Origin of the sequence: Sorangium sp. So ce1335 (genome assembly GCF_051521615.1) — a bacterium.
Taxonomy (GTDB): domain Bacteria; phylum Myxococcota_A; class Polyangia; order Polyangiales; family Polyangiaceae; genus Sorangium.
Genome location: NZ_CP150363.1, coordinates 1,726,676 through 1,753,168, shown reverse-complemented (window position 1 = coordinate 1,753,168; position 26,493 = coordinate 1,726,676). Strand labels below are relative to the sequence as shown.

Genomic DNA, 26,493 nt, shown 5'->3' with positions numbered 1-26,493 from the left:
CGCCGATTACAGGATGTTCAACCACGGCGGCGAGCGCGCTCTTCATCGTCGGCGCGGCAGCGGGGTGGCACGAAGGCAGCGGCCATGTAAGCTGTTTACAATGACACAAGACAATGAAGACGAAGACACTCCGCCGACGATCGCCCGGCTCCTGCGGTGGGGCGAGGGGTTCTTTGAAGGTATCGCGTGCCTTGAAGGGCTCCTGAGCTGGATCAGATCCGGCTCCCCTTCCATAGCGGATCTGGCAGTGGACCCTTCGGTGCTGAGCAGTCGCGTGGAGGCATTCGAGACCGCACTATCAGAACTGAAGGAAGGCGTTGCAAGCGAAGAAATGGAAGGAGGACCTCCCGTAGGCGACGACGACATCGCTCGGGCGCATCGCCTCACGACGCTGCTGAAGACCTGGACACCAGGCAGCGATCTACCATCAGAGGTCGCGACGCTCGCCGAACAGCTCATCACCAAGTTCGGCGACCATCCAGAACAAACAAATCCTGCTTAGCCGCCGATCATCTCCTGCCACCCACGTACACACAGTATGCACGCCCTGTGCTGCGCATGACGAAGCACCCGTCACCGTTCAATGGATAGTGGTACACGCAAACTTCCTTTGGCTTCTTTATGCACCCAGAAAGGTCGCCGCTACCTGCATTTCGCTTGTACGGATGCCTGTACATTGGTCGACACGAAACGCCCGCTTCGGCACACCTGATCATGCATTCCACACGATCCAGCTTCCTGCAGTTCACTAGCCATCTCAGTTCCTGGGCATCCGCTGCGACCGTCTCCTCCGTCGTAGTTGTGGGCGACGCTTCCTCTTCCGTCGTGTCCAGGGTCGACTCTTCCGCGCTTGCGATGTCCACCGCTTCCGCCTCTGGAGCGACGCTGCAAGCAGCGTAGAACAAGACCGCCAGCGGCGCCAAGCCCACGATGACAATAGCCGACCTCATGTCCCCTCCCATCCGTTTCCTCGCGGCGCACCACAGACCATCGACACATGCGGATCACACATGGTTCGACCATGCGAAGAGCAGACCAGACGCGAATTGGCAAACCCGTCAGCGTTGGCCAACAGTCATGTTGGAGACCGTCAAGGATAGTTGAACGGGAACATCCCACCCCGGCGGCTAAAGGGCGCAGGGGGTAGGTCGTGCGCCCGGCGCGTCCGTTGGCAACGGAACGTCTCTCAGTGGACGTGTTCGTCATCCGACCGGCAGCCGACGAGCGGCCGCATGGGCGAGAGCGCCGCGCCGCAGCGAAGCGGCGCCGAGCTAGCCGACAGGGCGTCCTATGAGCAGGTGCCGATGACGTGCGCGATCTGCGCGTGCGACCCGCCCGAGGTCTCGTGCGCGATCCCCACCGCGTGGGCCGCGTCGTCGTCCTCGTGCCCCGGCGGCGAGCCCGACGCCGTCGCGACGTCGTTCGCCGCGCCCGACGCGTGGGACGGCGCCTGCACCGCCGAGAGCGCGATCCCCGCCGATCTGCGCTGCGCCGGCGAGCCCTGCGTGCAGTCGCTGACGATCGCGGCGCCCTCGATCGCGGCCGGCGCGTGTACGCCGCGCATCGACGTCCCGCAGCCCATCCCCCAGGAGTCGCCCCTGTGGGCCACGCGCGCGAAGGCCTGCGTCGCCGGGTCGCCGGGTCGCCGGGGCGCACACCGCCTGCGCCGGAGCCGCCGCCGCGCTCGCCCGGGTGGGCCGCGATGCCCACGCGCTCGACCAGCCCCGGACATCGGGTCTCGAGCGACGCCAATTACGGGGTATTCAACCACGGCGGCGAGCGCACTCTTCACCGTCGGCGCGGCAGCGGGGTGGCACGAAGGCAAAGCATGCCCGCGCGACCCGAGCCGGCCCGGATCCGCCCGCGCAAGTCCGTGCTCATTGGCGACGCCCCTCCAGGGCTGCCTTGATGCCAGCGTGAAAGGCAGGGGACGCAGGGTTTTCTTCGAAGTTGACGGTCCTCAAGGTGGTGTTCCTCGCTATCGCGGTCCGCAGCGCCTCCGCACCGACGTCCCCGATGGCGTTGTTGCGCAGCCGAAGAATCTTGAGCGAGACGTTGTTGCGAAGAGCGTCGCCGACGCTCGCTGCGCCGATGTCACAGATCTGGTTGTGGTTGAGGCTGAGCGCGATCAGCGAGCTGTTGGACGCGAGCGCCTCTCCAATGGCCGCGGCGCCAGCGTCGCCGATCTGGTTGCGCCCGAGCCCCAGCTCGACCAATGAGGTGGACGAGCGGAGAGCCTCGCCGATCGCCTTGGCCCCGACATCGCCCACTCGGTTTTCGTTCAGACACAGCGTCGCGAGAGAAGCGTTCCTTCTCAGGACATCTCCAAGAGCCTCGCCGCCGACGTCCCCGATCTCGTTGTTGAACAGCCACAGCTCCTTGAGCGCGGTGTTGGCGAGGAGGGCGTCCCCGATGGCCTTGCAGCCAAGGTCTGTGATTTGGCAGCCGCCCATCCTCAGGATAGTGGTCTTGCTCGTCTCGAGGGCCTTCGCGATAGCCTCCACCTGGGTTTGCCGAAGCGCGCCGTCGACCGTGACCTCGACCTGTCCGGCGCGGAGCCGCCTCACGGCTTCCTCTGCGCCGACGGTCACGGCGTCTCTCCTGCAGACGACATTGATGAATGGGAGCGTCGCGCCATCGCCCGCAGGCTCGTCGATGTCGGAGAGCTCGACGAGCCCGTACGGACCGAACTCCCGCTTCACCGACTCGGCGTCGTAGAAGTACATCGGAAGACCGGGCAGGCGCTCGTACCAGTCATCGCCGAGCCGGGGCCCATGTCCGTACATTGGCGCCTTCTTTGAGATGATCGTGAAGATCATGTGCCCACCGGGCGCCAGCTGGCGGTAGCAGTCTCGAATGAGCTTCGCGCGACCGCGGGCATCCAGGAGGTAGACGAGCCCGTAGCAAAAGATGCCGTCGTACTGCCGGCCGTCGAAGGGCATGTCGGTGACTGATCCGTGGACGATGGGGATCTCGAGACCGAGTCGCGAGCGGGCGAGCTCGATCGCCGTCTCGGAGATCTCGATCCCCGCCACGGACATCCCGCGCTCGAGGAACGGCCTCGCGTTCCTGCCGTAGCCGATGCCGGGTATCAGGACACTCTTGACACCGGCTCGAGTGAACGTGTCGCGCGCAAGAGCAGCAGACATCGTCGGCTCCAGTCCCCACATCAGCTGCTTCTCGGCGAACGCGGTTTCCCAGAATGTGGTCACGATGGTTTGGCTCCTGCTCGTTGTGAACGACTCATGGCCTTTGGCGCACCTCCACGATGAACTTCTCCTCGACGCGCGCGCTCGTTCAGGGAGCGCACTGTCGTACGACCGGGAGCGAGCAGCGTGGCCCCGAGGAGAGCGCCCGCCCGAAGTGAGCCCCGCCGCGAGAGGTCCCCGTCGCCGTGCACGCCCTCGTCGCGCTGCGCCGCGACTGCCGGAGGGACGACGCCCACGACGAGGCGCTCGCCTTCCAAACTGGTTCTATCCATGCGTCCTCCCCCCACGACGAGCGCGACTACGAGCATCCACCCGAGTCCGCACGTCCTCGCCCAGGGCCGCGAGCGTCACCTCGCCGAGGCGCGAGAGGAGCAGCGACTCCGCAGCCTCGAACGACTTTCCAAGAGCCTCATTGACCGCCTCCTCGACGGCGCAGCCGGGCGTCTCCGTCCGGTTCCCGATGGCAAGCAGCGAGGGCGAGCCGAGCGCAGTGTAGATGTCGCGCAGGGTCACCTTCGCGAGATCGCACGACAGGGACCACCCCCCTCCATGTCCCTTCTCCGATCGGACGTATCCCTGCTCCCGGAGACCGGCCATGACGCGCCGGATCACCACGGGATTTGTGTCCATGGCTTTCGCCATCTGCTCGGACGTCAAGGGCCCCTCGTGCTGGGCCATGTGCAGCAGGACGTGAAGCACCCCGGAGAGTCGGCTGTCTCGTCTCACGCAACTTATGATGTTACGTTAGCGGAGGGTTGTCAAGGAGCACGGCCGCGGGAGCTCGGCCGTCGACCGGCGCCCAAGCGCTTCGGTGGCCTTCTCGAGGGGGGCGCACGGCCCCCGTCCCCTCGCTACGCGCCCGTCCGCCGGAGCTAGACACCCCCGGGGCGCTGGCTTTCGCGAGGAGCTCGAGGCGAGGTCGGCGGCGCCCCTCCGCGGCCGCGCGGCCGTGGCGTACGCGCCGGGGGGACCGCGACGAGCCGGAGACGAACCTGCATCCGGATCTGCTCGGGCCGTACGGAGATCTCCTTGTGCACGCGGCATCCCGGAATCAGCTGTGGATCACGACGCACTCCCGTCCGCTGGCAGAGCGGATCCGGAAGGCGACGCCCGGCGGTCTCATCGAGCTTGGCGAGAGAGGTGGAGAGACGGTGCTGGCGCGCGGCGCGGCGGAGGAGGAACGACGTCCGCCCCCGCGTGAGCCGTACGAGCGGAGCCGGCGCCGGATGGGTGCTCTAGGGTTCCCGCACGGGCTCGTCGTCTTCGTCGTCGCCGAAGAGCACGCCGACCAGCAGCGGAGTCGCCTCGAACGGCTCGGCCCGGACCTGCTCGCCGCGCTCGGCGGCGAGGATCTCGACGTAACCTTCCTGCGCCCAGCGATAGACAGCCAGGGTCTCTTCCTCGGGGTCGATGATCCAATAGTGCGGAACCTGGTGCCGGTGATAGACGCGCTTCTTCTTGATGAGATCGTTCCGCTTGTTCGTCGAGAGGATCTCGCAGATCCAATCGGGGCGCACCATGATCGGGATACCGCGCGGGCGCTCCGGGACGCGGTCTCGTCGCCAGCCGACCACGTCGGGGCGGACGGTGTTCGCGGCGTCGAGGTGGACATCGACCTCCGTGGCGAACCACCATCCCCCGGGCCTGCGCCCGCCGGGGCGCTGATCGTAGGGGTCGACGTAGGCGGAGAGCTTGCGCTGCACGGCCCCGTGCTCGCCGGTCGCGGCCCCCTTCTCGACGATGGTGCCCTCGATGAGCTCGTGGCGCCGCTCCTCCTCCGGGATCGCAAGGAGGTCCTCCAAGGTCGCGGGACGGGCGGCCTTCGGCGCGGATGGGGTCATGCCCGACGGTAGCAAATCCCCTCGGGCGGCGCCTTGTGCGACGAGCTGCCCGCTCTGCCCGCGGCACCGGCGCAGCGTGCGGCTTCGGTCGGGCCACCGCGCTCTTGCTGGAGGCGCGCGGCGCCGCGTCGTGGCAGAGGGCATCACCCCGGCGGTCAGCGAAGCTGGCCGCAGGAGCTCGGGCGGGCGGAGCTAAGGGGTCGTGGCTGCGGCGGGCGCGGCCGCCGCGGTCGCGGGCGTGGCGGGCGCGGGCGCCGCGGTCGTGGGTGCGACGGTCGCGGTCGCGGGCGCCGCCGCCGGCTTGCCGCTGGCCTCCGCCTGCTTGCCGCTGGCCTGTGCGGCCTCGGCGGCCTTGCGGGCCTTCTCGCGCCGCGCCGCCGCGCGCCGGCGCCGCTCGTAGGCGCTCGTCACCTCGCGGGCGATCTCGGGGTGGCGCCGGAAGACGTGGGCCGCTGTCTTCCGGATGGCGCCGACCCGCGCGACCATCAGGTGCAGCAGCTGGTTGCGGGTCGCGGCCGCGCCGGCCGAGGCGCCGGCCTCGGGGGCCGCCTCCAGCGCGCGCCGTTGCAGGTCCTCCGCGAGCTTCCTGGCCTCGGCGATGAGGCGCACGTCGAACGCCTCGTCCGCCTCGACGAGGCGGTCCTTGAGCGACTCCGCGAGCCCCGCGTAGTCGCGGAGCGCCTGCGACAGGGCGCTCGAGCGCTGGCCGTCCTGCGCGTGGAACTCCCGGATGCGCGCGAGCTGCGCGTCGGCCGGCTCGTCGACGTCGTCGTCGAGAAGGAACTCGAGCGCCGATTCGAGCTCATCGACCACGAACCGGGCGCGCTCGCCGAGATCGGCCACGGCCGGATCGACGATGAGCAGCAGCCGCGTCTGCGCCTCCTGCACGGCGTGAACGATGGAGAGCAGCTCCTCGCTGCTCGAGGCGGGCAGGCGGCTCTTGACCCGCTTGAGGCCCGGCCGATCGCCCTCGGGCTCCCAGTACTTCTTCACGAACGCCGCGGCGGCGACCGCCTCGCGCACGGCGATGTCGTACGGAATGTTCAGCGGGTTGTCGGTCCGCCCCAGCTCCGCGGCGGCCTTGACCCAGCGTTCGAAGTCCTTTGCTTGCTTTGCCATCCGGCTCATTGAGATTCCCCCGCTCTTCGGGCTCCAACCTGCTCGAATCCACGAAGCTGAGCGGGCCGCTCAGCACACAGCTGCACGAACTCCAGCTATTCCCGAAGAACGAGGAATTCACTCCTCACTTAGCCGAGCCAAGAACTCATCGAAGCGAGCTCCATATTGAACCTCATCATCCAGGCCGACGAATGGAACTCGAACGATCGTCGCCGGATCGGTCCGACGATCGAACGCGAACGCTTCTCCGCCGCCATCCGAGCCGAAGGCAAGCAAGTGTGGCGCAAATTCGGCGATATGGTATTGCTCATTCAGGTCAACGATGCTCGCCACGGGCCAGAGAACGAGATATCGACCATTTTCCCCAACCTGCCCCTCGGCGCCGTCAGAGCGCCGCATGAACTCGATATACCCTGGCGGGAGACTCACCTTCGACCGCGCCACCAGATCGCGCACATCCTCAGCCGATGCGGGCAGATTCCGCCTGAGTCGCGCGGTCAGCAAATCGACGTCAATCATTTGACAGCTCCCCCTTCTACGTGGATTCGCATGCGGTTCCAGAACGTCGTGAGCGGCGCATGTTCAACCTGCGTAACCGCGATCTTGTTCGACAAATCCGTGGGACTTCCGCCGAATTTGACCGGAGTAATCTCATGAATTTGCAAACCTTTCAGCGTGGAATCCGCGGCGTGCAGAGCTTGGTTCGTGGCGTTTGCTGCACTGCGAGCCGCGGCATACTCGGCGCCACTGAGCAGTCGGAATGGACCGGAAGGGCGCGGTGCGCCAGCAGGATATCCTGTCCAATCGATAATTGAGAAGGACCCCTCCGGGAGCGCCTTGGCGCCCCCCCTTGCGGCTCGCACCCCGACGGTCGATTCCTCCGCAAGCGCCCCCAGCCCTCGTCCCATCCCGAAGACGGTGGCGGCTGCGACGAGCACCGTCTTCGTCCCCGCCGCGCCCGATGCCCTGTAATCGCCCCGGTCGATCGCGAGGGCCGTATCCGCAGCGCCCCGCCCGATCTGGTAGAGCGGGTTCACCGTGTTGAGCGCAGCGAGCAGCCCGCCCTCCTCGTACCCCTCCCACGCCGCGCTGCCGAGCTCGTAGCCGCTGTAGATCCCGAACGTGAGCGCATTCAGCGCCAGCGACCGCGCGATCTCTACCGCCAGCTCGCCTGCCCCCTCCGCGGCGCCCAGCAAGCTCTGACCAACCACGGTGCCAGCGCCCGTGTGCTCCGGCGCGGTCGTCACAGGCTGCGGCACATGCCCAGAGGCGCTCCCAGTCGTGCTGACATCGACCGGCGGCGCCGCCGCGCCGACCTCCGCGGCCTCGCGCGGGCCTTCTACCTGGCTGGGCGCTGTCTTGAGGCATTCGAGCCCCATACAACCGGATTCGATGATCCGCTGGACCTCGGGATCCTCGGCGTACTCTGGATCGACGGGAAGCGGGTATTCAGCCTCGAACCCGCTCGGGTCCACGAAGTTGAGCGGACTGTTGAGCACGTAGCTGTACGGGTTCCAGCTCTGCCCGAAGAACGGGAAGGAGACCAACGGATCGGTCGTCAAGAACCGCCCGGTCTTGGGGTCGAAGAGCCGCCCTCTCATGTTCACGAGCCCGAGATCGTCCTCGCTCTCGTGCCCGGTGAACCCCAGCGTCGTCTCGCTGGAGAACGACGCCGGCGCGCGCTCCCCCCACACCGGGTTCCTGCGCTGGCCGAACGGATCGTAGCTCCGCCGCTCGATCACGTCGCCGTCCTCGTCGGTGAGCGCGTCGACGGAGCCGAGGTGATCAACATGCACGTAGCGCGTGCCGTCGTCTGGGCCTCCCCGGGTCACGATCGCCACCACGCGCTCCGGCGAGTGGACGTAGTACCGATGCGCTACGGTGCCCGACGCCGCCTCGCTGACCCGCTCGTACAGGTCGCCGAAGTAGAGCGTCTCCTGTTCCGGCGTCGTCTTGCGGATCCGCTGCTGGTCGCCGTCGTACGCGAACGTGACGGTGCTCGTGCCCTGCGCGATGTGCTCCGGCAGGTCGAACGGCGTATAGCGCACCGTCGTGCCGCCGGCGCGCGCGATCTGATTGCCGACGGCGTCGTAAGAGAAGCTGTCCGTGCCCGCGCCGGTGACCGCGTGCGGGTGCAGCGGGTCGTCATACGAGAGGGTACCGATGTCGGACTTGAAGGTGAGATTGCCGTTCGGGTGATAGTCGAAGCGGAGCGCGCAGGGCGCCGCGGCGCTCTCGACGTCGCTGAAGTACGCACAGGTCAGCCGCTGGAGCCGGTCGTATCGGAAGCGCTCCGTCGTGTTCTCTGGTTGCAGCGCGTCGGTGCGGCGCGTGAGGCTCAGGAGGTCGTCATAACCATAATCCAGGGCTTGCACCTCGCCCGCGCCGCTCTGCGTCACGATGTGCCTGAGGCGCTGCTTGTCGGCGAAATAGCTTCGCTCCGTGACGGCGCGGTTGCCGAACACCTCCTCCCGGAACCGGCCCGCCGTATCCACATCCGTCAAGCGCCAGTACGCGAGGCTCGTTCCGCGGTTGCTCACGGCGAGCACATGGCCGTGCGCGTCGCGCTCGTGGGCCACCACCAACGGCGCCGCGCCGGCCGGCGCCGGGTACGTGATCGTCTCGACGCGGCCGAGATCGTCGTAGCCCAGCCTGGCCTGTAGGGCAGCGCGCTCGCCGTCGACGCGGAGCGCGATCGTCTCGAGCTGGCTGAAGCGGGTGTACCCGTAGGTCTTTTCGCCGTCGGGGCTCGTGAGCACGTGGAGCTTGCCGATGCCGTACGGCGCGGTGTCCCAGGTCCATGTGGTCGTCGTGCGTTCGGCACCGTCCTGGTCCACGCGCGAGCGGGGTCGACCGAGCGCGTCGTACGCCCATGTGATCTCGCGTCCGAGCGCGTCGGTGGACGAGATCAGGTCGCCGAAACCGTCGTGCGTCGAGACCGTCGTGCCCCGATCGGGATCGTCGTGCTGCCGGACGCGGCCGAACGCATCGCGCGTCATGCGCGTCACCGCGCCGCCCGGATCGGTGGCCGCGTGCAGCAGGCCGAACGGGCCGTAGGTATAGCGGGTGACCCCGCTGGCCGCGTCGATGATGGTCTTCACGCGCCCCAGCGGATCCTGCTCGGTCACGGTCACGTGCTCGAGGGGGTCGGTGACGCGCACGTGCAGGCCGTCGTACTCCGTCGTCGTTACCGCGTCCCACGGCGTCGTGTGTCGCACCTCGCGGCCTACCGCGTCGTGTTCATAGCGATCGTACAGGACCTCGCGCTCGGGCGTGTCCTCGCGGACCGGCACCGAGCGCCGCTCGATGCGCTCTCCCAGCGCATCGAACGCAATCTGCTGCACGAGGCGCTTCGCCTCGCCCGAGCCTCGCGACGGATCGGGCCCGTACCACCACCACCGGATCGGGCGGCCGAGGCTATCGTATTCGACCGTGCCGTCGGCGCCGCCGGTCGTGGTGCTCCGCTGCAACACCCGCCACGCATCCTGCTCCGGACCGCCGTCCTTGGTGCGGGAGAGCGTGACCGTCGTCGTCGTGCCGTCCGGGCGCGTCTCGATGCCGAGGCGCCCGAAGCCATCGTACGACCACGTCGTCACGAGCTGATTCGGGTCGACCCGCTTGAGGAGCAGGCCGAGCGCATCGTCGAACTCCACGAGCGTTGTGTGCCCGGCCGCGTTGATGATCTCCTCGGGGAACATACCCTCCGCGTCGTACGGCGTGCTGGAAGTCCGACGATGCCCGAAGGCGTCCTCCGCCGTGACGCCGGTGATGTTCCCGAAGTCGTCGCGCGTGTAGGTGAGCTTCAGCTTCGTGTCCGGCAGCCCGTCGTCGCTCTCGGTCGCTTCGGTCTCCACTTCGCCGTAGATCGTCGTCGTTCGCGTGAGGCTCCGGCACTGTGACATCCCCGCCGCCGCGCTGCACTCGTCCTGGGTCTGGAGCTGGCCGAGGACCCAGCGGTCGGTGTCGTTCTTGAACGTGCGCGTGACCTTGAGCGTCAGGACGACGCCGTCCGTCGAGACCTCCTCAGCGCGCACGTTGCCGAACGTATCGAAGTCCGTCACCTTCGAGACCGAATCGCGCAGCAGCGTCGCGCCGTCGCCGCCACGCTCGATTTCCCGCACGTACGCATCGATCGAGGGCGGGTCGCCGCTCGGGGGCGGATAGACCCCTTGCGCTCGCCTCACACGGCGCTCGGTGGGCAGCGTGAAGTACGTCGCGCCGTCGTTCGTCGGAACGAGCGTCCGCGTCACGTCGACGAACGAGAGCTCGATCAGCTCCGGCCTGGGCTGGCTCGGCAATCCCGGCGCCCAGCGCCACGTCTTCTGTATGCGCCCCGCGAAGGGAAAGACCTCCAGCTCGTCGTCGAACGTGACGTGGTCGTACACATCGATCGTCACGGCGCCCGTATCGAGGTCGGTGACGATCCGCTCCCCGAACCCGAGGAAACCGCGGCCCAGCCGGTGGTAGCGCCCGTCGCGGTAGCCGACCTCGAAGCGCCGCGGCCGGTCCGCGCCGTTGTTGAGCGCATATGCACTGACCACCCGACGCGGGCCGGCGACGCAGCGCCGCGGGTAGCCGCAGTCGTCCGCCGCGCCGGACCGCGCGAGGTAGAGCGCGCTCCTCCGGCCTGGCTCTTCCGTCGCGCTGCCGCTCGTGACCGACGCGTCGGTCAGGTGGCCGTACGAGATGCTCACGTTGGGCACGAAGCCCGGCTCGGTCGGGTCGTGCGCGTTCATCCCGTCGGAGACCGCGACCAGGAGATCCTGATCGGCCGAGAGGTTCTGGAAGATGGTGAACACGCCGCCGAGCGACAGGATCACGTCCTGCGCGCCGTCCCCGTTCACGTCTCCCGTGCGCGGCCCGCGTGGGTCGGCGAGGGTCACGGCATCGTCGAGGCTGGCAAGGCTGGCCTCGAACGGCAGCCCCGGGTCGACGAGCTTGAAGTGCGGCCCCGCGTGGTCGCCCGTCGCCAGCAGGACGGCCCATGACGGAAGCACATCGGAGCCGCCCAACAGCATGCCTGGAGGGACGGGCATCAAGAGATCCTGCCGCCCGTCGCCGTTGAAGTCGAGCGGCACGGCGAACCGGAAGAACGCGTCTTGATCCCGGAGACCCAGCAGATCGCCGAAGCTGAACGCATCCACGGTCCGGAGCGGCGACAGCACGAACGTCGGTCCCGTGTTCAGGTACGTGTAGAGCTGCCCGCCGCTGAAGCCGGATTCGACGGCGTCGGGCAGGCCATCGCCGTTCACGTCGAGAAACGCGACGCGGCCCCCGGGCCACACGACGGGCAGCTCGGTGTCGATCACCTCCCAGCGGCCGTCGCCCCGGCGCATGATCGCGTCGTAGCTCGATCCGACGACGACCGTCCCGTCATCGAACCGCACCAGGGAGGGCACGATGAGGTCGATCGTGCCGTCGGCGTCGAGGTCGAGCGTGTGGAGCTCCGTGTTGCAGAGATGGCCGGTGAGCAGCTCGATCGACTCCCCCGTGGGATCGAACCCCGCGGGCGTCGCGCCGCGCGCAGGCCTCCACCGGTGGACGGTCCACGCGGCAGCGATCGGTATCGGCGCGGTTCCTTCGCGGTCGTGGTCCTCGCACTGGATCAGATCCGTCGCGCCATCGCCGTCAACGTCGGCGAGGTGCATCGACGCGCCGGGGGTGCTCAGAGCCGGCGGCGCGGGCGTGACCCCGAGCGGGAACGGCCGGCGGATGCCCGTGTCGTGAACCGCGAAGGTCCTGTCCGGTTGGGACAGGAGCACATGCCACGTGGTCTTGGCGCCGTAGACGTCATGGAGCAGCACGTCCGCCCGGGCGTCGTCGTTGTAATCCAGGACCGTCCCGAGCTCGGGCTGAAGGAGGGCCGGATCGGAGGGTCCAGGCGGATCGGCGATGATGGGCCATTCCTCGAGGAACGCGATCTCCGCTGGTGCCAGGTAGGGCGGAGACGCGCGCGGCCCGAGGTTTTGCGCCACCCGCCACGCGGTGATCGGATTCGCCGGTGTGCTGAGCGCCGGGTCGACGTCCGGGATCACGAGGTCGTCGAGGCCGTCGCCGTCGATGTCGAACACCATCGGGCTCGCCCGCTCGGAGACCGGCTTTTGGACGTCCGTCGCGATCCGCTCGAACCCCGGCTTCGCGTGGCTGTACTGGAAGCGCGTCGGAGGCTTGCAGACCCCATCGCTCGCGCACTCCTCGACCTGTGTCAGGAGCGTCCGGCTCGTCGTCGGGCTGAGCTCGTAGCGGAGCCCGTAGCTCCGGACCAGGGTATCGCCCCGTCCGAGCATCTGTATCTCGTCCAGCCGAAGCGACCGCTGGAGCGCCATGCCGCCCGAGTAACCGGTGCGTATGGCCGCCGGCGCCCTCGTTGCATACACGAAGCGCACCGCGCGGGAGGGCTCGAGCGACGGCGTGCCCTCGAAGCTCGTGTAGCGGATCTCATCCACCGCGTACTCGGCGGCAGCGCCGTCCTCCGCCTCGGCGACGCAATAGGCGTACGTCATGGCATTGCCGCGGCCGTCGCGCGCCTTATTCGCGAGCCACGCGCGCGGCGCGCCGCCGCGCGCGAGCGGCCTGCTGCCCTCGGTGCGCCCGTACTCGATGACGCGGCCGGACGGCAGAAACGCCTCGAAGAAGAGCGCCTCGGCGGGCGCGCCGCCCTCCGGGGGGTAGTGCCCGATCACCTTGACGAAGCTGTCCGGGAGCGTCCGGTACTCGATGAGCCCCGGCGCCTCTCCCACGGGGACGAGGCGCTGGTCGTCGAGGCAGAGCTTGTCCTCGCCGTCGTACCGCACGCCGCGAATCTCCCCGTCCTGCGCGAGGCTCTTCGGACATCGCGTGATCGCGGACAGCCCTGCGATCGAGAAGCCGGCGCCGAGCACGCCGTCGCCGCCGTCGCTGCGGTAGACGAGCTGGAGCCCAGGACCCATGCCCGCGCGCGGTGGCGGGGCGGCCAGGTCCATGGTGTACACGGCCTCCCCGGTGCTCGTGACGGAGAACGTCCCCGAGATGGTGCCGGCGGCGACGGTCTCGACCGCCGGCGCCGGGCGGGACCTGGCAGGTCGGTGCCCGCGCTCGGTCCTGCAGGCGATGAAGCCATGTGGCGGCTCCGCGGGCTCGTCGAAGATGCACTGGCATCCGCCCTGCGCGAGGACGCAGGCGAGGAACATCCAGAGCGGGATCAACGCCCGGAGCATACATCGCCGATCTGGCGCCATCGCAGCCTCCCCGGCGCACAGCAGTGCCACGACGATGCATCGCGGGTCAAGCGCTGAGCTCGCGCTGAACCGGCCCGTCCATACCGAGCTCGGGCCATTCATGAAGCATTCGTGTCGGTCCGGCGCGCACGCGGCAGGCGCCACGGCTGTGCCTCGCCGAGGTGCGATTGGCCGCCCGGGATGGAGCCGCAGCGCGGAGAGGACGAGGCGTGTGTGAAAGCGCTCGGCTCGGGCGGCGTGCACACGGCCCCGACGACCATGAGCGCGGGATTCGACAGAGGCCGATGCAGCCCGAGCTTGGAGGGCTCGATCCGGTGCGGGAGGTCTACGTGCACCCGATCCGCGCGCCGGACTTCCCGCTGCCGGTCACGAGCTTGGCAAGCTGCGCCTCGTGATTGAGATTGTTCGTGTTCGGTTCTCGGCGGCGAGGAAATCCTGTCAGGATTTCTGGCGCGCGGGGCTACGAGGTCGCGGCGGGCGCGGGCGCGGCGGTCGTTTGCGCCGCGGTTGCGGGCGCGGCGGGCGTGGGCGCCGCCCCCGCCGCCGGCTTGCCGCTGGCCTCCGCCGGCTTGCCGCTGGCCTGTCCGGCCTCGGCGGCCTTGCGGGCCTTCTCGCGCCGCGCCGCCGCGCGCCGGCGCCGCTCGTAGGCGCTCGTCACCTCGCGGGCCACCTCGGGGTGGCGCCGGAAGACGTGGGCCGCGGTCTTCCGGATGGCGCCGACCCGCGCGACCATCAGGTGCAGCAGCTGGTTGCGGGTCGCGGCCGCGGCGGCCGAGGCGCCGGCTTCGGGCGCCGCCTCCAGCGCGCGCCGTTGCAGGTCCTCCGCGAGCTTCCTGGCCTCGGCGATGAGGCCCACGTCGAACGCCTCGTCCGCCTCGACGAGGCGGTCCTTGAGCGACTCCGCGAGCCCCGCGTAGTCGCGGAGCGCCTGCGACAGGGCGCTCGAGCGCTGGCCGTCCTGCGCGTGGAACTCCCGGATGCGCGCCAGCTGCGCGTCGGCGGGCTCGTCGACGTCGTCGTCGAGAAGGAACTCGAGCGCCGACTCGAGCTCATCGACCACGAACCGGGCGCGCTCGCCGAGATCGGCCACGGCCGGATCGACGATGAGCAGCAACCGCGTCTGCGCCTCCTGCACGGCGTGAACGATGGAGAGCAGCTCCTCGCTGCTCGAGGCGGGCAGGCGGCTCTTGACCCGCTTGAGGCCCGGGCGATCGCCCTCGGGCTCCCAGTACTTCTTCACGAACGCCGCGGCGGCGACCGCCTCGCGCACGGCGATGTCGTACGGAATGTTCAGCGGGTTGTCGGTCCGCCCCAGCTCCGCGGCGGCCTGCTGCTCGTCGCCCCCGGCCTGCAGGCGCCGGTCCCCGAGCTCGAGGCCGTCGACGGTGTGGAGCCCCTGGCTGAGCGGACGCTGCGGCCGGTGGCCCACGCAGTACGTGGACCGAGCAGCGGGCGGCGTGGCTGGACATCGCGCCAGGCCTGGGTTGATCAGTTCGGCCGCCTGGACCGCACGCATCCAACCGGAACACTCGCGTCCGTTGCGACCCGATACGTGCCTGGTGTACCTCTGGCAAGGCTGGCAAGTCCCGCCAACTGCTGCTGGAGCTTCGCTCGATGACGGAAGAGATCCTCACTCTGCCAGAGGTCGGACAACTGCTGAAGGTTGCGGGGAAGACCGTCTATACGACGACCCAGAAGGGGGAGGCCGCCGATCGCCAGGGCCCCGAGGGCCCGGCCTGGCCGTTGCCCGTCGAGCTCGTGCGCCGGGCGACGGATCGCGTCGTCGACGGGCTCCTCGCGCGCCGCGAGCCGACGCTGGTGCTCGCGTGGCCCGGCGCGCTCGCGCGCTACGGCCTCGCCGGTGCGCTCCAGCGCATCGTCGACGGCGCCGAGCGCGGTGACGCGCCCGCGGTCCTCCTCGTGGTGCCGTCGCACGCCGACGGCATCGCCCCCTCCATCAACGGCCGGCTGCCCGTTCCCGCGCCGCTGCCGAGCCAGCGGCTCGTCATGCCCGACGCCTGGCTGGCGAACGCCCACAGAGCCGAGAGTTCCCCATGATCGACGAGATAACTCTCACCGATTTCCTCTCGTTCGGACCTGGTGCTCACACGCTGAAGCTGCAATCCCTCAACGTGCTGATCGGCCCCAACGGGTCCGGCAAGTCGAACCTGATCGAGGCGTTCTCGGTGCTGCGCGCGGTTCCGAAGGACTTGCCGCTGCCGATCCGCCAGGGGGGCGGCGTCGACGAGTGGATCTGGCGTGGAGGTGCTCACGAGCAGGCTGACTCCGCGGCCATCGAGATCCTCTTCGCGCCCAAGGCGGTCGCGTCCAGGGCAGTTCGGTACCGTGTCGCGTTCGGGAGCGAGGGAGGGAGCTTCGTCGTGCTCGACGAGCGTATCGAGAACCGCGACGGGTCGCCCAGGCCCTACTTCTACTTCGGCTACGAGAACGGACGCCCCATGCTGAACAGCGCGAAGACGAAGACGAAGACGCGCGCCCTCGAGCGGGCCGACATCGACCGTACGCAGTCGATCTTGTCGCAGCGTCGCGATCCCGAGAACTATCCGGAGGTCGCGGCGACGGGAGATCGGCTCAAGCAGATCCTCATCTACCGAGCCTGGAGCTTCGGGCCGCAGAGCGCGATTCGCGCGTCGTGCGGCGCCGACGTGCAGACCGACCGGCTCCTGGAGGACTTCTCGAACCTGCCTGCCCGGCTGGCTGTCCTGAAGCGCACCCCTGCGACGAAGAAGCGGCTGCTGGAGTTGCTCTCGGAGGTGGCTCCCGGCTTCACCGACGTGGAGGTCATCCCCGAGGGCGGACAGCTCCGGCTTTACCTCACCGAGGGTGAGCGCAACGTGCCTGCGCACCGGCTGTCGGACGGGACGCTGCGGTTCCTGTCGCTGCTGGCGATCCTCCTCGATCCTGGCCCCGCGCGCCTGGTCCTCATCGAGGAGCCGGAGCTCGGCCTCCACCCCGACGTGCTGCCGGCGCTGCGTGATCTGCTCGTCGAGGCGAGCTCTCGCTTCCAGCTCGTCGTCACCACGCATTCCACGCAGCTCGTCGACGCGATGACGGAGCACGCCGCCGCGGTCGTCGTCTGTGAAAAGGACGGGAGCACCTCGACGATGACTCGCCTCGACGCTGACAAGATCGCGCGCTGGAAGGAGTTCGGCTCGCTCGGTCCGCTCTGGCTCTCCGGGCGCATCGGAGGGACGCGATGGTGAAGAGCAGCCATCCCACCCCGCGGCGCGCTCGCGAGCTGTACGTCGAAGGCGGCGGCGACAGGAACCCGAGCCTCGCGAGCGAGTGCAGGAGGGCCTTCAGCAAGCTCTTCGAGCGCGCGGGCGTCACGCAGAGGCCAAGGGTCATCGCGTGTGGCGGCCGCGGGCTCGCCTACAAGCAGTTCTGTGACGCGCACGCGTCGTCGGAGGCCGACACCTGGCTGCTCGTCGACGCGGAGGAGCTCCCGAAGGCGCGGTCGCCGTGGGACCACGTGAAGTCACGAACGGGCGATGGCTGGGATCGCCCAGCCAACGCGAGCGACGACCAGCTCCACCTGATGACCGTCTGCATGGAGACGTGGCTCGCCGCCGACGTCGCTGCGATGAAGGACGTCTTCGGACCGAAGCTGGATGACAGCAAGCTCCTGGCGCTCGATCGGCTGGAGAACATGGACAAGAAAGCGATTCACGAGGCGCTCGCAGCGGCCGCCAGGCCCACAAAGGCCGGCGCGTACGCCAAGGGCTCGCACTCCTTCAAGGTACTCGAGAGGGTCTCACCCGAAGCGCTCCGCAAGCTATCGTGGGGCAAGCGCTTCCTCGACGCGATGGGAGCGACGAAGTGACCGCGAACGTGGTGTTGATGGGCGAGGCGACGATCTACATCGTGCCTCTTCTCGGAGGTGTGGACCTGGGTCGATCCGGCAGTCAGGAGATCGCGGGCGTCGCGGGCGCGGCGGTCGTGGGCGCGGCGGCGGTGGTGGGCGCGGCGGCGGTGGTGGGCGCGGGCGTCGCCGCCGGCTTGCCGCTGGCCTCCGCCGGCTTGCCGCTGGCCTGTCCGGCCTCGGCGGCCTTGCGGGCCTTCTCGCGCCGCGCCGCCGCGCGCCGGCGCCGCTCGTAGGCGCTCGTCACCTCGCGGGCCACCTCGGGGTGGCGCCGGAAGACGTGGGCCGCTGTCTTCCGGATGGCGCCGACCCGCGCGACCATCAGGTGCAGCAGCTGGTTGCGGGTCGCGGCCGCGGCGGCCGAGGCGCCGGCTTCGGGCGCCGCCTCCAGCGCCCGCCGTTGCAGGTCCTCCGCGAGCTTCCTGGCCTCGGCGATGAGGCCCACGTCGAACGCCTCGTCCGCCTCGACGAGGCGGTCCTTGAGCGACTCCGCGAGCCCCGCGTAGTCGCGGAGCGCCTGCGACAGGGCGCTCGAGCGCTGGCCGTCCTGCGCGTGGAACTCCCGGATGCGCGCGAGCTGCGCGTCGGCGGGCTCGTCGACGTCGTCGTCGAGAAGGAACTCGAGCGCCGACTCGAGCTCATCGACCACGAACCGGGCGCGCTCGCCGACATCGGCCACCGCCGGATCGACGATGAGCAGCAGCCGCGTCTGCGCCTCCTGCACGGCGTGAACGATGGAGAGCAGCTCCTCGCTGCTCGAGGCGGGCAGGCGGCTCTTGACCCGCTTCAGGCCCGGCCGCTCGCCCTCGGGCTCCCAGTGCTTCTTCACGAACGCCGCGGCGGCGACCGCCTCGCGCACGGCGATGTCGTACGGAATGTTCAGCGGGTTGTCGGTCCGCCCCAGCTCCGCGGCGGCCTTGACCCAGCGTTCGAAGTCCTTTGCTTGCTTTGCCATGATGACGTTGACCCCTCCTCCTGCGATCCGCGCCCGCAGGGGCACGACGCAAAGCGGCAAGGATGGGCTCGGTCGGAGAGATGGCCAGCACGGAGCAGGGTCTGGACGGAGGTGGGGGGAGCCGGGAGGTGAGGCGGCGGGGTGGGATGTCCAGATGGGCGGGGGGGATGTCCAGATGAGCCCTCCCCCTGTCCAGATGGGCGGACGGCGTGTCCAGATGGGCCTGCCCCCTGTCCAGATGGGCGGACGGCGTGTCCAGATGGGCCTGCCCCCTGTCCAGATGGGCGGCGGGATGTCCAGATGAGCCCTCCCCCTGTCCAGATGGGCGGCGGGATGTCCAGATGAGCCCTCCCCCTGTCCAGATGGGCGGGCGAGATGTCCAGATGAGCCCTCCCCCGTCCAGATGGACGGGCGGGCACGAGCGACGGGGCGGCGTCGGGTACCGTCAGCGCGACGATGGCCATGCCTTTCCGGTATTGCCCAAGGGCACCGGTGTCGCGGTGAGCTCCGAGGCCACGGCCGGCCCCGCGATGTAGTCCCAGGTGGCGCGCTGGGGCGCCGGGTTCGAACGCTCACGTAGCAAGACCCGGAGGCCGCTCTCGTCGATGACCTCGCTACGGCTCGCGCTCACCGGGACTAACGCCGCAGAGGCGGACGCGTCCTGGTCCTGCGTCACGAGGTCGCGAACAGCGCATCAAACTCCTGTGGCTGCATGCCGAAGAGCATCAAGGCGCGTTCGTGAATCAGCTTGGTTCGCTGCTCGAGCATCGCGAGAAACTGGCCTGGCTGAAGCAGTTTCCACGTGAGCAATCGCTCTTTAAGGTCATCATCCGAATACGGCGGCTGGTCGCCAGGCTTCTTGAACCACTCATGCGGCGCTGTATCGGACTTGTTAAGATTGTCCTTACCGCGCAGGAAGTGGAAGTTCGCATAGTGGTTCGTCTTCTCTGACGGCGTGCCCCTCGCCTCGAGGGTGGCTCTCGGGAAGATATGATCACGCTGAAGGTTCTCCGGGTTATTGTCCAACGTGATACCCCCGTGCGCAATATTCAGCGTCAGATCGAGATGGCGCGAGAGAAGATCTTCGAGCGAGCTGATACCGTAGTGCTTTGCGACTAGCTGTGTAAGCTGCACCAGTGGAAATGCCCTTCCCCTCACGCACTCCTTTCTCGCGAACGCTCCCATTCGAGCCTCGGCGCCCGCGAAAATGCCGCTCATGAGGGCTACATAGACGGCCGCCACGAGGCGCCGCTTCTCGGCGGGGCTCGGCGTAGGGTTCACGATGAAGTAGAGTACGAACGGAAGCAATGAGTTGTGGCCGCCTCGGAAGAAGCGTTCCGAAGTGATCTTGCAGTCGTCCATCAGGAGGAGAGTCAGCGACTTCCACGCGCGCTGAACGTCAGGCAAAAGCTGCGGAAGGTCGGCTGCCAGCTTCTCGACGCGCCCCCGGTCCACAACGAGACGATCGAACCGAGTCTCGGACCCCTTGGCGAGCAAGAGGCTCTTCAGCACATCGTCGCGCGTGATGTTGAACGGCCGTGCAGCATTGATCTCCTTCACGGTTCGATACAATTCAGGCTGGATGTCGTTCCACTTCAGATCCAGCAAGCTCATGAGCAAGTCGGATTTCTGCAGCACGAGCCCGCCTGAGTTGACGCGAACGAAGACTTCGAGGATTTCCTCGATCGGCATCGCCTCACCGGAATCTTCGTCGATGAGGTGGACCTGGAGAGCCGTTTTGCTGGCGAGGACCGTCGCGCATTGCAGGTAGCTGGTCGTCATGCGCGTCGTCTGCGCTGCGTTCAGGCCGAGCTCCACTGCTCGCTGCGTCGCGATGACGCCGGCCCGCGCAGGCGCCAGCTTCGTAAGGTCCTGGAACTTCACGAAAACTGCGCGCTCGGTAGCGGCGCTTCTCTCTCCGGACGACCGCGGCCACGCATTCAGATCTTTCGCCTCCTTTTCGGTCAGGAAGCGGCAGTCCCAGTAGGCATCCCCCGGGTCCTTGTCGCCCCTCTCACCGCTGAGCACATCCACGAACAGCTTCTTGCCGCCGTAGGTGCCAGTGATCGCGACGAACAGGCTCGTGAGGCGCTGTTGGCCGTCGAGAACCAGGTACCGCTCGGTCGAGTCATCGCTGTCGAAGTCGACGGTGATGCCGGCATCAGGATGCACATCCTTCTGGAACCGGCGGAACCGCTGCATCGTCGCGGTTTTCCACAGGAGCGCCGTCCCAAGAGGAAAGCCACGCAGCATGCTGTCGATGAGCTTCGTGATCCGGTCGTCCTTCCACACGAAGGGCCGCTGCATCGCCGGCAGGACGATCTTTCCGGCATCGATCTGCGCCATCACACCATTCAGCGTCGGATCAAACATGTTGTCGCCTCGTCGGTTAGGAACCCGACGGTACCACGGGAGGCTGAACAGCTGGACCGGCATGATGCCCCCGGCCAGAAGCTCGCTCCCGCTGAGCATCCACAGCGGTGGGCGACGGGGCTCCAGGAACCGGCGCGGCTCGCACCCTGGCCTCCGCCCTGCCCTCACGTCCGACACTGTCCTTGTGCTCCCGGATGAATCGAGCTACCGTCCTTCCTTGTAGCGTTGCCAACCTTCACGTTACGCTCGCAACCGATGGAGTGCGTTCACATCTTGCCCGAGGAGCCGGTCGCCATGGGGGATGAGGTCCGCATCGTCGAGGTTGCTCGGCTGATGGGAAACGTTGAAGAGGCAGTCTACGCGATGGCCCAGGACGCGGAGCTGCCGTGCATCAAGGTGCACGGGCAGTGGCGCGTCGACCTGTACGACTTCGACACGCGCCCCGCGTCGCAGGTTGCAGGCTCTGCCGGCTCGAACGAGTCGACACGAAAAGCGAAGGAGCCGGGAGGTCGTCGATGAACGAGGCGGACACGTGTCGGAAGTACGTGGTGCCGAAGCTCCAAGCCGCAGGCTGGGAGAACGAGCCGCACTCCCTCACCGAGCAGAAGTCCTTCACGGACGGGCGCATCGTCGTCGTCGGGAATAAGGCGCGACGGCAGCCGCAGAAGCGCGCGGACTACCTCCTGCGGTACACGCGCGACTTCCCGATCGCTGTCGTCGAGGCGAAGGCCGCGTACAAGTCGCCCGGTCATGGACTCCAGCAAGCAAAGGACTATGCGACGATCCTCGGCCTGAAGTTCGCCTACGCGACGAACGGCCACGGCATCGTCGAGTTCGACTTCCTGACGGGACACGAGCGCGAGCTCGACGAGTTCCCTTCGCCCGCGGACCTCTGGGCACGTCTACGCGGCGGTGAGAGGTTGAGCGATGAGGCTGCAGAACGTCTCCTCACGCCCGGCTACAGCGTGCTCGGAAAGTCTCCGCGCTATTACCAGGAAATCGCCATCAACCGCGCCGTGCAAGCCATCGTCCAGGGCAAGCGCCGCATGCTGCTCACGATGGCGACCGGCACGGGCAAGACGTTCGTAGCGTTCCAGATTTGCTGGAAGCTCTGGTCCGCGCGCTGGAACCGCACGGGCGATCACCGCAAGCCCCGTATCCTCTTCCTCGCCGATCGGAACATCCTCGTCGACGACCCCTACGCGAAGATGTTCGCGCCGTTCGGCGACGCGCGCGCGAAGATCGAGGGCGGCAACGCGGTGAAGAGCCGCGAGATGTACTTCTCGATCTACCAGGCGCTCGCCGCCGACGAGCGGCGCCCAGGGCTCTACAAGGAGTACGCGAAGGACTTCTTCGACCTGATCATCGTCGACGAGTGCCATCGAGGGAGCGCGCGCGACGAGAGCAGCTGGCGGGAAATCCTCGAGTACTTCGAGCCGGCCTACCAGCTCGGCATGACGGCGACGCCGCTTCGTGAAGACAACCGGGACACCTACGCCTACTTCGGCGATCCGATCTTCCAGTACAGCCTCAAGCAAGGTATCGAGGATGGCTTCCTCGCGCCCTACCGGGTGCACCGGGTGATCACGACGTACGACGCGGCGGGCTGGCGACCCAACGCCGGCGAGACGGACCGCCTTGGCCGGCAAATCCCCGACCGCGAGTACACGACCAAGGACTTCGAGCGCGTCGTCGCGCTTCGCGCGCGTACCGCAGCCATCGCTAACCACCTGACGGATTTACTCAAGAACACCGACCGCTTCGGCAAGACCATCGTCTTCTGCGTCGACCAGGAGCACGCCGACGAGATGCGTCGGCTGCTGTCGAACCTGAACGCCGACCTCGTGCAAAAGCATCCCGACTACGTATGCCGGGTGACATCCGACGAGGGAGACGTCGGACGCGGACACCTGAGTCGCTTCCAGGAACTAGAGAAGCAGACGCCCGCAATCCTCACGACCTCACAGCTACTCACGACAGGAGTCGACGCTCCCACTGTGAAGAACGTTGCGCTCGTTCGCGTGATCGGCTCGATGAGCGAGTTCAAGCAGATCATTGGGCGCGGCACGCGTGTCCGTGACGACTACGGAAAGCTGTTCTTCAACATCCTCGACTACACGGGCTCGGCGACGACACTCTTCGCCGACCCAGACTTCGACGGCGAGCCCGCTCGCGTCAGCGAGGAGGAGATCGACGACAAGGGCAAGCCCAAGCCGGAGCCCTACAAGGTCAAGGAGCCCGAGACGATGAAGGCCTCGGAGCCTCCGGGGCCGCCGTACGGCGCTGAGGGTGCCGATGGCGACGAGGAGGCGGCGCCGCGCAAGTACTACTTCGACGGCGGCCAGGTGCAGATCGCGGCGCACTTTGTCTACGAGCTTGACCCCGAAGGCAAGCAGCTCCGCGTCGTGAAATTCACGGACTACACGGCCGAGCGCATACGTACCCTGTTCCCGACGGCTACGGAACTTCGCGATGCGTGGGCTGCCCCCGAGAAGCGAGCGGACATCATCGAGCGTCTCGCCGAGCGCGGCATCGACTTCGACGAGCTCACGAAGGTGACGTCACAGCCGGACGCCGACCCGTTCGATCTGCTGTGTCACGTTGCGTACAGCGCTCCGCTTCGAACGCGACGCGAACGTGCCGGTCGGGTGCGGAAGGAGCGGCGCGAGTTCCTCGAGAAGCACTCCGGCGTCGCCAGACAGATCCTTGAGGAGCTTCTCGAGAAATACGCCGAGCACGGGACGGCACAGTTCGTGCTCCCCGACGTGCTGCAGGTTCCTCCCATCTCCGACCACGGCAACATCATCGAGATCGCCAGGCATTTCGGCGGCGCGGAGAAGCTCCGCGAGGCGATTCATGAGTTGCAAACCATTCTTTATGCGGCCTAGTGGCCTCCCACGAGAAACCAGCTGATGGCGAAGACGAAGACCAAGACGAGCAACGGGAACGGCACCGCTGCGAACGGCACTGCCACGGTGACGACGGCACAGCGACTCGGAACGATCCTCAAGTCCTCCCGCGACATCATGCGCAAGGACAAGGGGTTGAGCGGCGATATCGACCGCATCCCGGTCCTCACGTGGATCATGTTCCTCAAGTTTCTCGACGACATGGAGTCGATGCGTGAGGAGGAGGCGAAGCTCTCGGGAAAGAGATTCAAACCTGCGATCGAGTCTCCGTACCGCTGGCGCGACTGGGCGGCGAAGGAAGATGGGATAACGGGCGACGAGCTGATCGCCTTCATTAACCAGGAGGAGTGCCGCAGACCGGATGGCTCAAAGGGCGCGGGGCTCTTCGCGTACCTGCGCGGGCTTCGTGGAGCAGAGGGCGGCGACCGCCGTGACGTCATCGCGACCGTGTTCAAGGGCACGGTCAACCGGATGATCAACGGCTACCTGCTGCGCGATGTCATGAACAAGGTGAATGGTATCCACTTCACCTCGTCGGAGGAGATCCACACCCTCGGCAACTTCTATGAGTCGATGCTCAAGGAGATGCGTGACGCTGCGGGTGATTCGGGCGAGTTCTACACGCCGCGCGCCGTGGTCCGCTTCATGGTCGAGGTTGTCGACCCGAAGATCGGCGAGACCGTACTCGACCCTGCGTGCGGTACCGGCGGCTTCTTAGTCGAGGCGTTCTCGCACATGGAGAAGCAGTGCAAGACGGTTCAACAGCGCCGCCAGCTCCAGCAGAGCAGCATCTTCGGCAACGAGGCGAAGCCACTTCCCTACCTGCTGGCGCAAATGAACCTCCTCCTTCACGGACTCGAATCGCCGCGACTTGAGCCAGGCAACAGCCTCGCCGTGGCGCTGCGCGAGATCGGGGACAGGGATCGCGTCGACGTCATCCTCACGAACCCTCCGTTCGGTGGCGAGGAGGAGCGCGGCATCCTGTCGAACTTCCCGGAGGACAAGCAGACCGCGGAGACCGCGCTGCTCTTTCTTCAGCTCATCATGCGGAAGCTCCGTCGAGCGCCGAAGCCGGGTCGTGCGGCAGTGGTCGTGCCAAACGGTGTCCTCTTCGCGGACGGGATTGCGGCTCGAATAAAGGAGGAACTGCTGCTGGACTTCAACCTTCACACGATCGTCCGACTTCCCAACGGTGTATTCGCCCCGTACACGGGCATTCCCACAAACATCTTGTTCTTCGATCGTTCGGGCACCACGAAGGACATTTGGTATTACCAACAACCACTACCAAAGGGCCGTCGGAGCTATACGAAGACCGCGCCGCTTCAGTTCGATGAATTTCGCGACTGCCTGGCGTGGTGGATAGATCGCGAAGAGGGAGAGAACGCATGGCGAGTAGCCGCCGACGACGTGCGCGCGAACGGATGCAACCTCGACATTTCCAACCCCAGTGCTCTGCGAACGCTTGAGCAGCTTCCGGTACGTGAGCTCATTCACCGAGCAAAAGAGCACCATGCTCGGGCTGAGCAACTACTAAACGAGATCGCCGAAGAAATTGTGGGCGGGTCTGGCGGGTTCCATGAAGCCTGAGAGCTTTCCTGTCCGACCGTTGTCGGACGTACTGCGGCTAAAGTCTCCCAGTGTCGTGGTGGACGCGATAAAAAGTTACTCATTCGCCGGCGTGAGAAGCTTCGGTGGAGGAGTGTTTGCCGCGGCAGAGAGGCTCGGTTCGACCTTCTCCTACAAGAAGCTAGGCCAGGTGCGCAGCGGGGATTTCGTGTATCCCAAGTTGATGGCATGGGAGGGGGCCCTCGGCGTTGTCCCGTCCACATGTGATGGGCTAATGGTTTCTCCCGAGTTTTGCGTGTTCGAAATCGACCGAACGCGCGTATTGTCCGAGTGGCTTGCCTATTACTTTCAGCAACCGACGGTGTGGCCGAAGCTGGCGGGAGGCAGCACCGGGACGAACGTTCGGCGGCGTCGCATCTATCCTTCCGACTTTCTGAAGTTCGAGATCCCTCTGCCGGAGCTCGATCGGCAGAGGGCGATCGTCGAGCGTATCAGCACTCTACTCGCGAAGCTCCAAGAGGCGCAGCGGTCGCAGATACGTGCGCACGACGCAACAGCGGCGTTCCTTCCGTCTCTGCTCAATGAACTGCTCGGCGACGTCTACGCATCACAATCGGGTCAGCTCCGAGCGGAAGTGCGTCGGCTCGGCGATGTCGTGACGGACGTCGCCGACGGTCCGCACGTCACACCGCAGTACCAGGAACGAGGCGTTCCCTTCGTCACGGTGCTGAACATTACGAGCGGTCGGGTTGATTTCGCGGGCGCGAAGTTTATAAGCGAGGAAGATCATCACCTCTACATGCGACGAGCGCGTGCAGAGCCGGGCGACGTTCTTCTCAGCAAAGACGGAACGATCGGCGTCCCGTGCTTCGTTGATCGACCCGAGCCGTTCAGCTTTTTCGTGTCCGTCGCGCTAATCAAGCCGGTACGGGGTGTGCTCGACGGTGAGTACCTGTCCTGGGTGCTGCGCGCTCCAGCGCAACAGGCTCGGATGGTCGAGCGGTCTCGCGGAGACATGATCCGGCACCTTGTTCTTCGTGAGATCAGGGAGCTGCGTGTGCCTGTGCCGCCCATCGCCGAGCAGCGTCGGTTTGTCCATCGCTTCCGTTCTCTAGGCCAGAAAGTGGCGAGCCTACGCTTAGAGCAGGCGACGATGGACGAGTACCTCCGAAGCGCGTCGCGAAGCGTTCTGGGTGCCGCGTTCAGTGGCACCCTGTAGAACGTTCGTCGCCTCGGTCAGTCCCCGGCTACGGAAGGGAGACCGCGATGCGCGTACAGAACGCCCCCATCGCGCGCTCCTTCACGCCCGCGGTGCTCTCTGCTCGAACGCTGTTCACGTGCGCGTCGTGCTCGCGGAGCGCCGAGCGCACGCGGAAACGACCGCTCGGCGGCGTCTCGTCCGCGCGCTCGAGGAGCGG

18 protein-coding genes are annotated in these 26,493 nt (G+C 67.2%); 8 read left to right on the top strand and 10 right to left on the bottom strand.

Features of this window, described 5'->3' with window-relative positions:
- Nucleotides 1-100 precede the first annotated feature (100 nt).
- The gene (locus tag WMF24_RS06405; RefSeq protein WP_437735464.1) at nucleotides 101-502 is read left to right on the top strand and encodes a hypothetical protein; all 402 of its coding nucleotides are present in this window, start codon (nucleotides 101-103) and stop codon (nucleotides 500-502) included.
- A gap of 786 nt (nucleotides 503-1,288) precedes the next feature.
- Here WMF24_RS06405 and WMF24_RS06400 read toward each other — a convergent pair.
- The 8 genes from WMF24_RS06400 to WMF24_RS06365 all read right to left on the bottom strand — a co-directional run bounded on the left by WMF24_RS06400 (nucleotide 1,289) and on the right by WMF24_RS06365 (nucleotide 14,815).
- Complete coding sequence (locus tag WMF24_RS06400; protein ID WP_437735463.1) at nucleotides 1,289-1,564, bottom strand: hypothetical protein; 276 nt, start codon at nucleotides 1,562-1,564, stop codon at nucleotides 1,289-1,291.
- Nucleotides 1,565-1,877: 313 nt separating this feature from the next.
- Entirely contained in the window at nucleotides 1,878-3,212 is a 1,335-nt protein-coding gene (locus WMF24_RS06395; RefSeq protein ID WP_437735462.1) for a methyltransferase domain-containing protein, read from the bottom strand.
- Nucleotides 3,213-3,473: 261 nt separating this feature from the next.
- Nucleotides 3,474-3,935 carry an Rrf2 family transcriptional regulator gene (locus WMF24_RS06390; RefSeq protein ID WP_437735461.1) on the bottom strand — a complete coding sequence of 154 codons (462 nt, stop codon included), beginning with the start codon at nucleotides 3,933-3,935 and terminating at the stop codon, nucleotides 3,474-3,476.
- 509 nt (nucleotides 3,936-4,444) lie between these two features.
- Complete coding sequence (locus WMF24_RS06385) at nucleotides 4,445-5,011, bottom strand: Uma2 family endonuclease (RefSeq protein ID WP_437735460.1); 567 nt, start codon at nucleotides 5,009-5,011, stop codon at nucleotides 4,445-4,447.
- Nucleotides 5,012-5,242: 231 nt separating this feature from the next.
- Complete coding sequence (locus WMF24_RS06380; RefSeq protein WP_437735459.1) at nucleotides 5,243-6,169, bottom strand: hypothetical protein; 927 nt, start codon at nucleotides 6,167-6,169, stop codon at nucleotides 5,243-5,245.
- A 117-nt stretch (nucleotides 6,170-6,286) separates the two neighbouring features.
- Nucleotides 6,287-6,688, bottom strand: a complete 402-nt coding sequence (locus WMF24_RS06375) for an SMI1/KNR4 family protein (RefSeq protein ID WP_437735458.1) — start codon at nucleotides 6,686-6,688, stop codon at nucleotides 6,287-6,289.
- Entirely contained in the window at nucleotides 6,685-13,386 is a 6,702-nt protein-coding gene (locus WMF24_RS06370; RefSeq protein ID WP_437738772.1) for an RHS repeat-associated core domain-containing protein, read from the bottom strand. The genes WMF24_RS06375 and WMF24_RS06370 overlap by 4 nt, the downstream gene beginning before the upstream one ends.
- A 460-nt stretch (nucleotides 13,387-13,846) precedes the next feature.
- Nucleotides 13,847-14,815, bottom strand: a complete 969-nt coding sequence (locus WMF24_RS06365) for a hypothetical protein (RefSeq protein WP_437735457.1) — start codon at nucleotides 14,813-14,815, stop codon at nucleotides 13,847-13,849.
- 185 nt (nucleotides 14,816-15,000) lie between these two features.
- On the opposite strand from WMF24_RS06365, the gene WMF24_RS06360 reads away from it, so the two are divergent.
- From WMF24_RS06360 to WMF24_RS06350, 3 genes are read left to right on the top strand one after another with little or no spacing between them, the layout of a single operon-like run.
- Nucleotides 15,001-15,444, top strand: a complete 444-nt coding sequence (locus WMF24_RS06360) for a hypothetical protein (protein ID WP_437735456.1) — start codon at nucleotides 15,001-15,003, stop codon at nucleotides 15,442-15,444.
- Nucleotides 15,441-16,610: an AAA family ATPase gene (locus WMF24_RS06355; protein ID WP_437735455.1), complete on the top strand. Its 1,170-nt coding sequence runs from the start codon at nucleotides 15,441-15,443 to the stop codon at nucleotides 16,608-16,610. Before WMF24_RS06360 ends, WMF24_RS06355 begins: the two co-directional genes overlap by 4 nt.
- The gene (locus tag WMF24_RS06350) at nucleotides 16,604-17,230 is read left to right on the top strand and encodes a DUF4276 family protein (protein WP_437735454.1); all 627 of its coding nucleotides are present in this window, start codon (nucleotides 16,604-16,606) and stop codon (nucleotides 17,228-17,230) included. Before WMF24_RS06355 ends, WMF24_RS06350 begins: the two co-directional genes overlap by 7 nt.
- 82 nt (nucleotides 17,231-17,312) lie before the next feature.
- Here the strand turns inward: WMF24_RS06350 and WMF24_RS06345 are convergent, their stop codons facing one another.
- Nucleotides 17,313-18,224 (bottom strand): hypothetical protein, encoded by a 912-nt coding sequence (locus WMF24_RS06345; RefSeq protein ID WP_437735453.1) that lies wholly within the window; start codon nucleotides 18,222-18,224, stop codon nucleotides 17,313-17,315.
- Between the two features lie 672 nt (nucleotides 18,225-18,896).
- A complete protein-coding gene (locus WMF24_RS06340; RefSeq protein WP_437735452.1) occupies nucleotides 18,897-20,597 on the bottom strand; it encodes a DUF262 domain-containing protein in 1,701 nt (566 codons plus the stop codon).
- A gap of 294 nt (nucleotides 20,598-20,891) precedes the next feature.
- Between WMF24_RS06340 and WMF24_RS06335 the strand changes: the two genes are divergently transcribed.
- The 4 genes from WMF24_RS06335 to WMF24_RS06320 are packed head-to-tail and all read left to right on the top strand — an operon-like array spanning nucleotide 20,892 to nucleotide 26,294.
- A complete protein-coding gene (locus WMF24_RS06335) occupies nucleotides 20,892-21,116 on the top strand; it encodes a hypothetical protein (protein ID WP_437735451.1) in 225 nt (74 codons plus the stop codon).
- Nucleotides 21,113-23,485, top strand: coding sequence for an EcoAI/FtnUII family type I restriction enzme subunit R (hsdR, locus tag WMF24_RS06330; RefSeq protein WP_437735450.1), 2,373 nt, complete (start codon nucleotides 21,113-21,115; stop codon nucleotides 23,483-23,485). The genes WMF24_RS06335 and hsdR overlap by 4 nt, the downstream gene beginning before the upstream one ends.
- A 24-nt stretch (nucleotides 23,486-23,509) precedes the next feature.
- Nucleotides 23,510-25,096, top strand: coding sequence for a type I restriction-modification system subunit M (locus WMF24_RS06325; RefSeq protein WP_437735449.1), 1,587 nt, complete (start codon nucleotides 23,510-23,512; stop codon nucleotides 25,094-25,096).
- Complete coding sequence (locus WMF24_RS06320; RefSeq protein ID WP_437735448.1) at nucleotides 25,086-26,294, top strand: hypothetical protein; 1,209 nt, start codon at nucleotides 25,086-25,088, stop codon at nucleotides 26,292-26,294. The genes WMF24_RS06325 and WMF24_RS06320 overlap by 11 nt, the downstream gene beginning before the upstream one ends.
- Nucleotides 26,295-26,493: the final 199 nt, after the last annotated feature.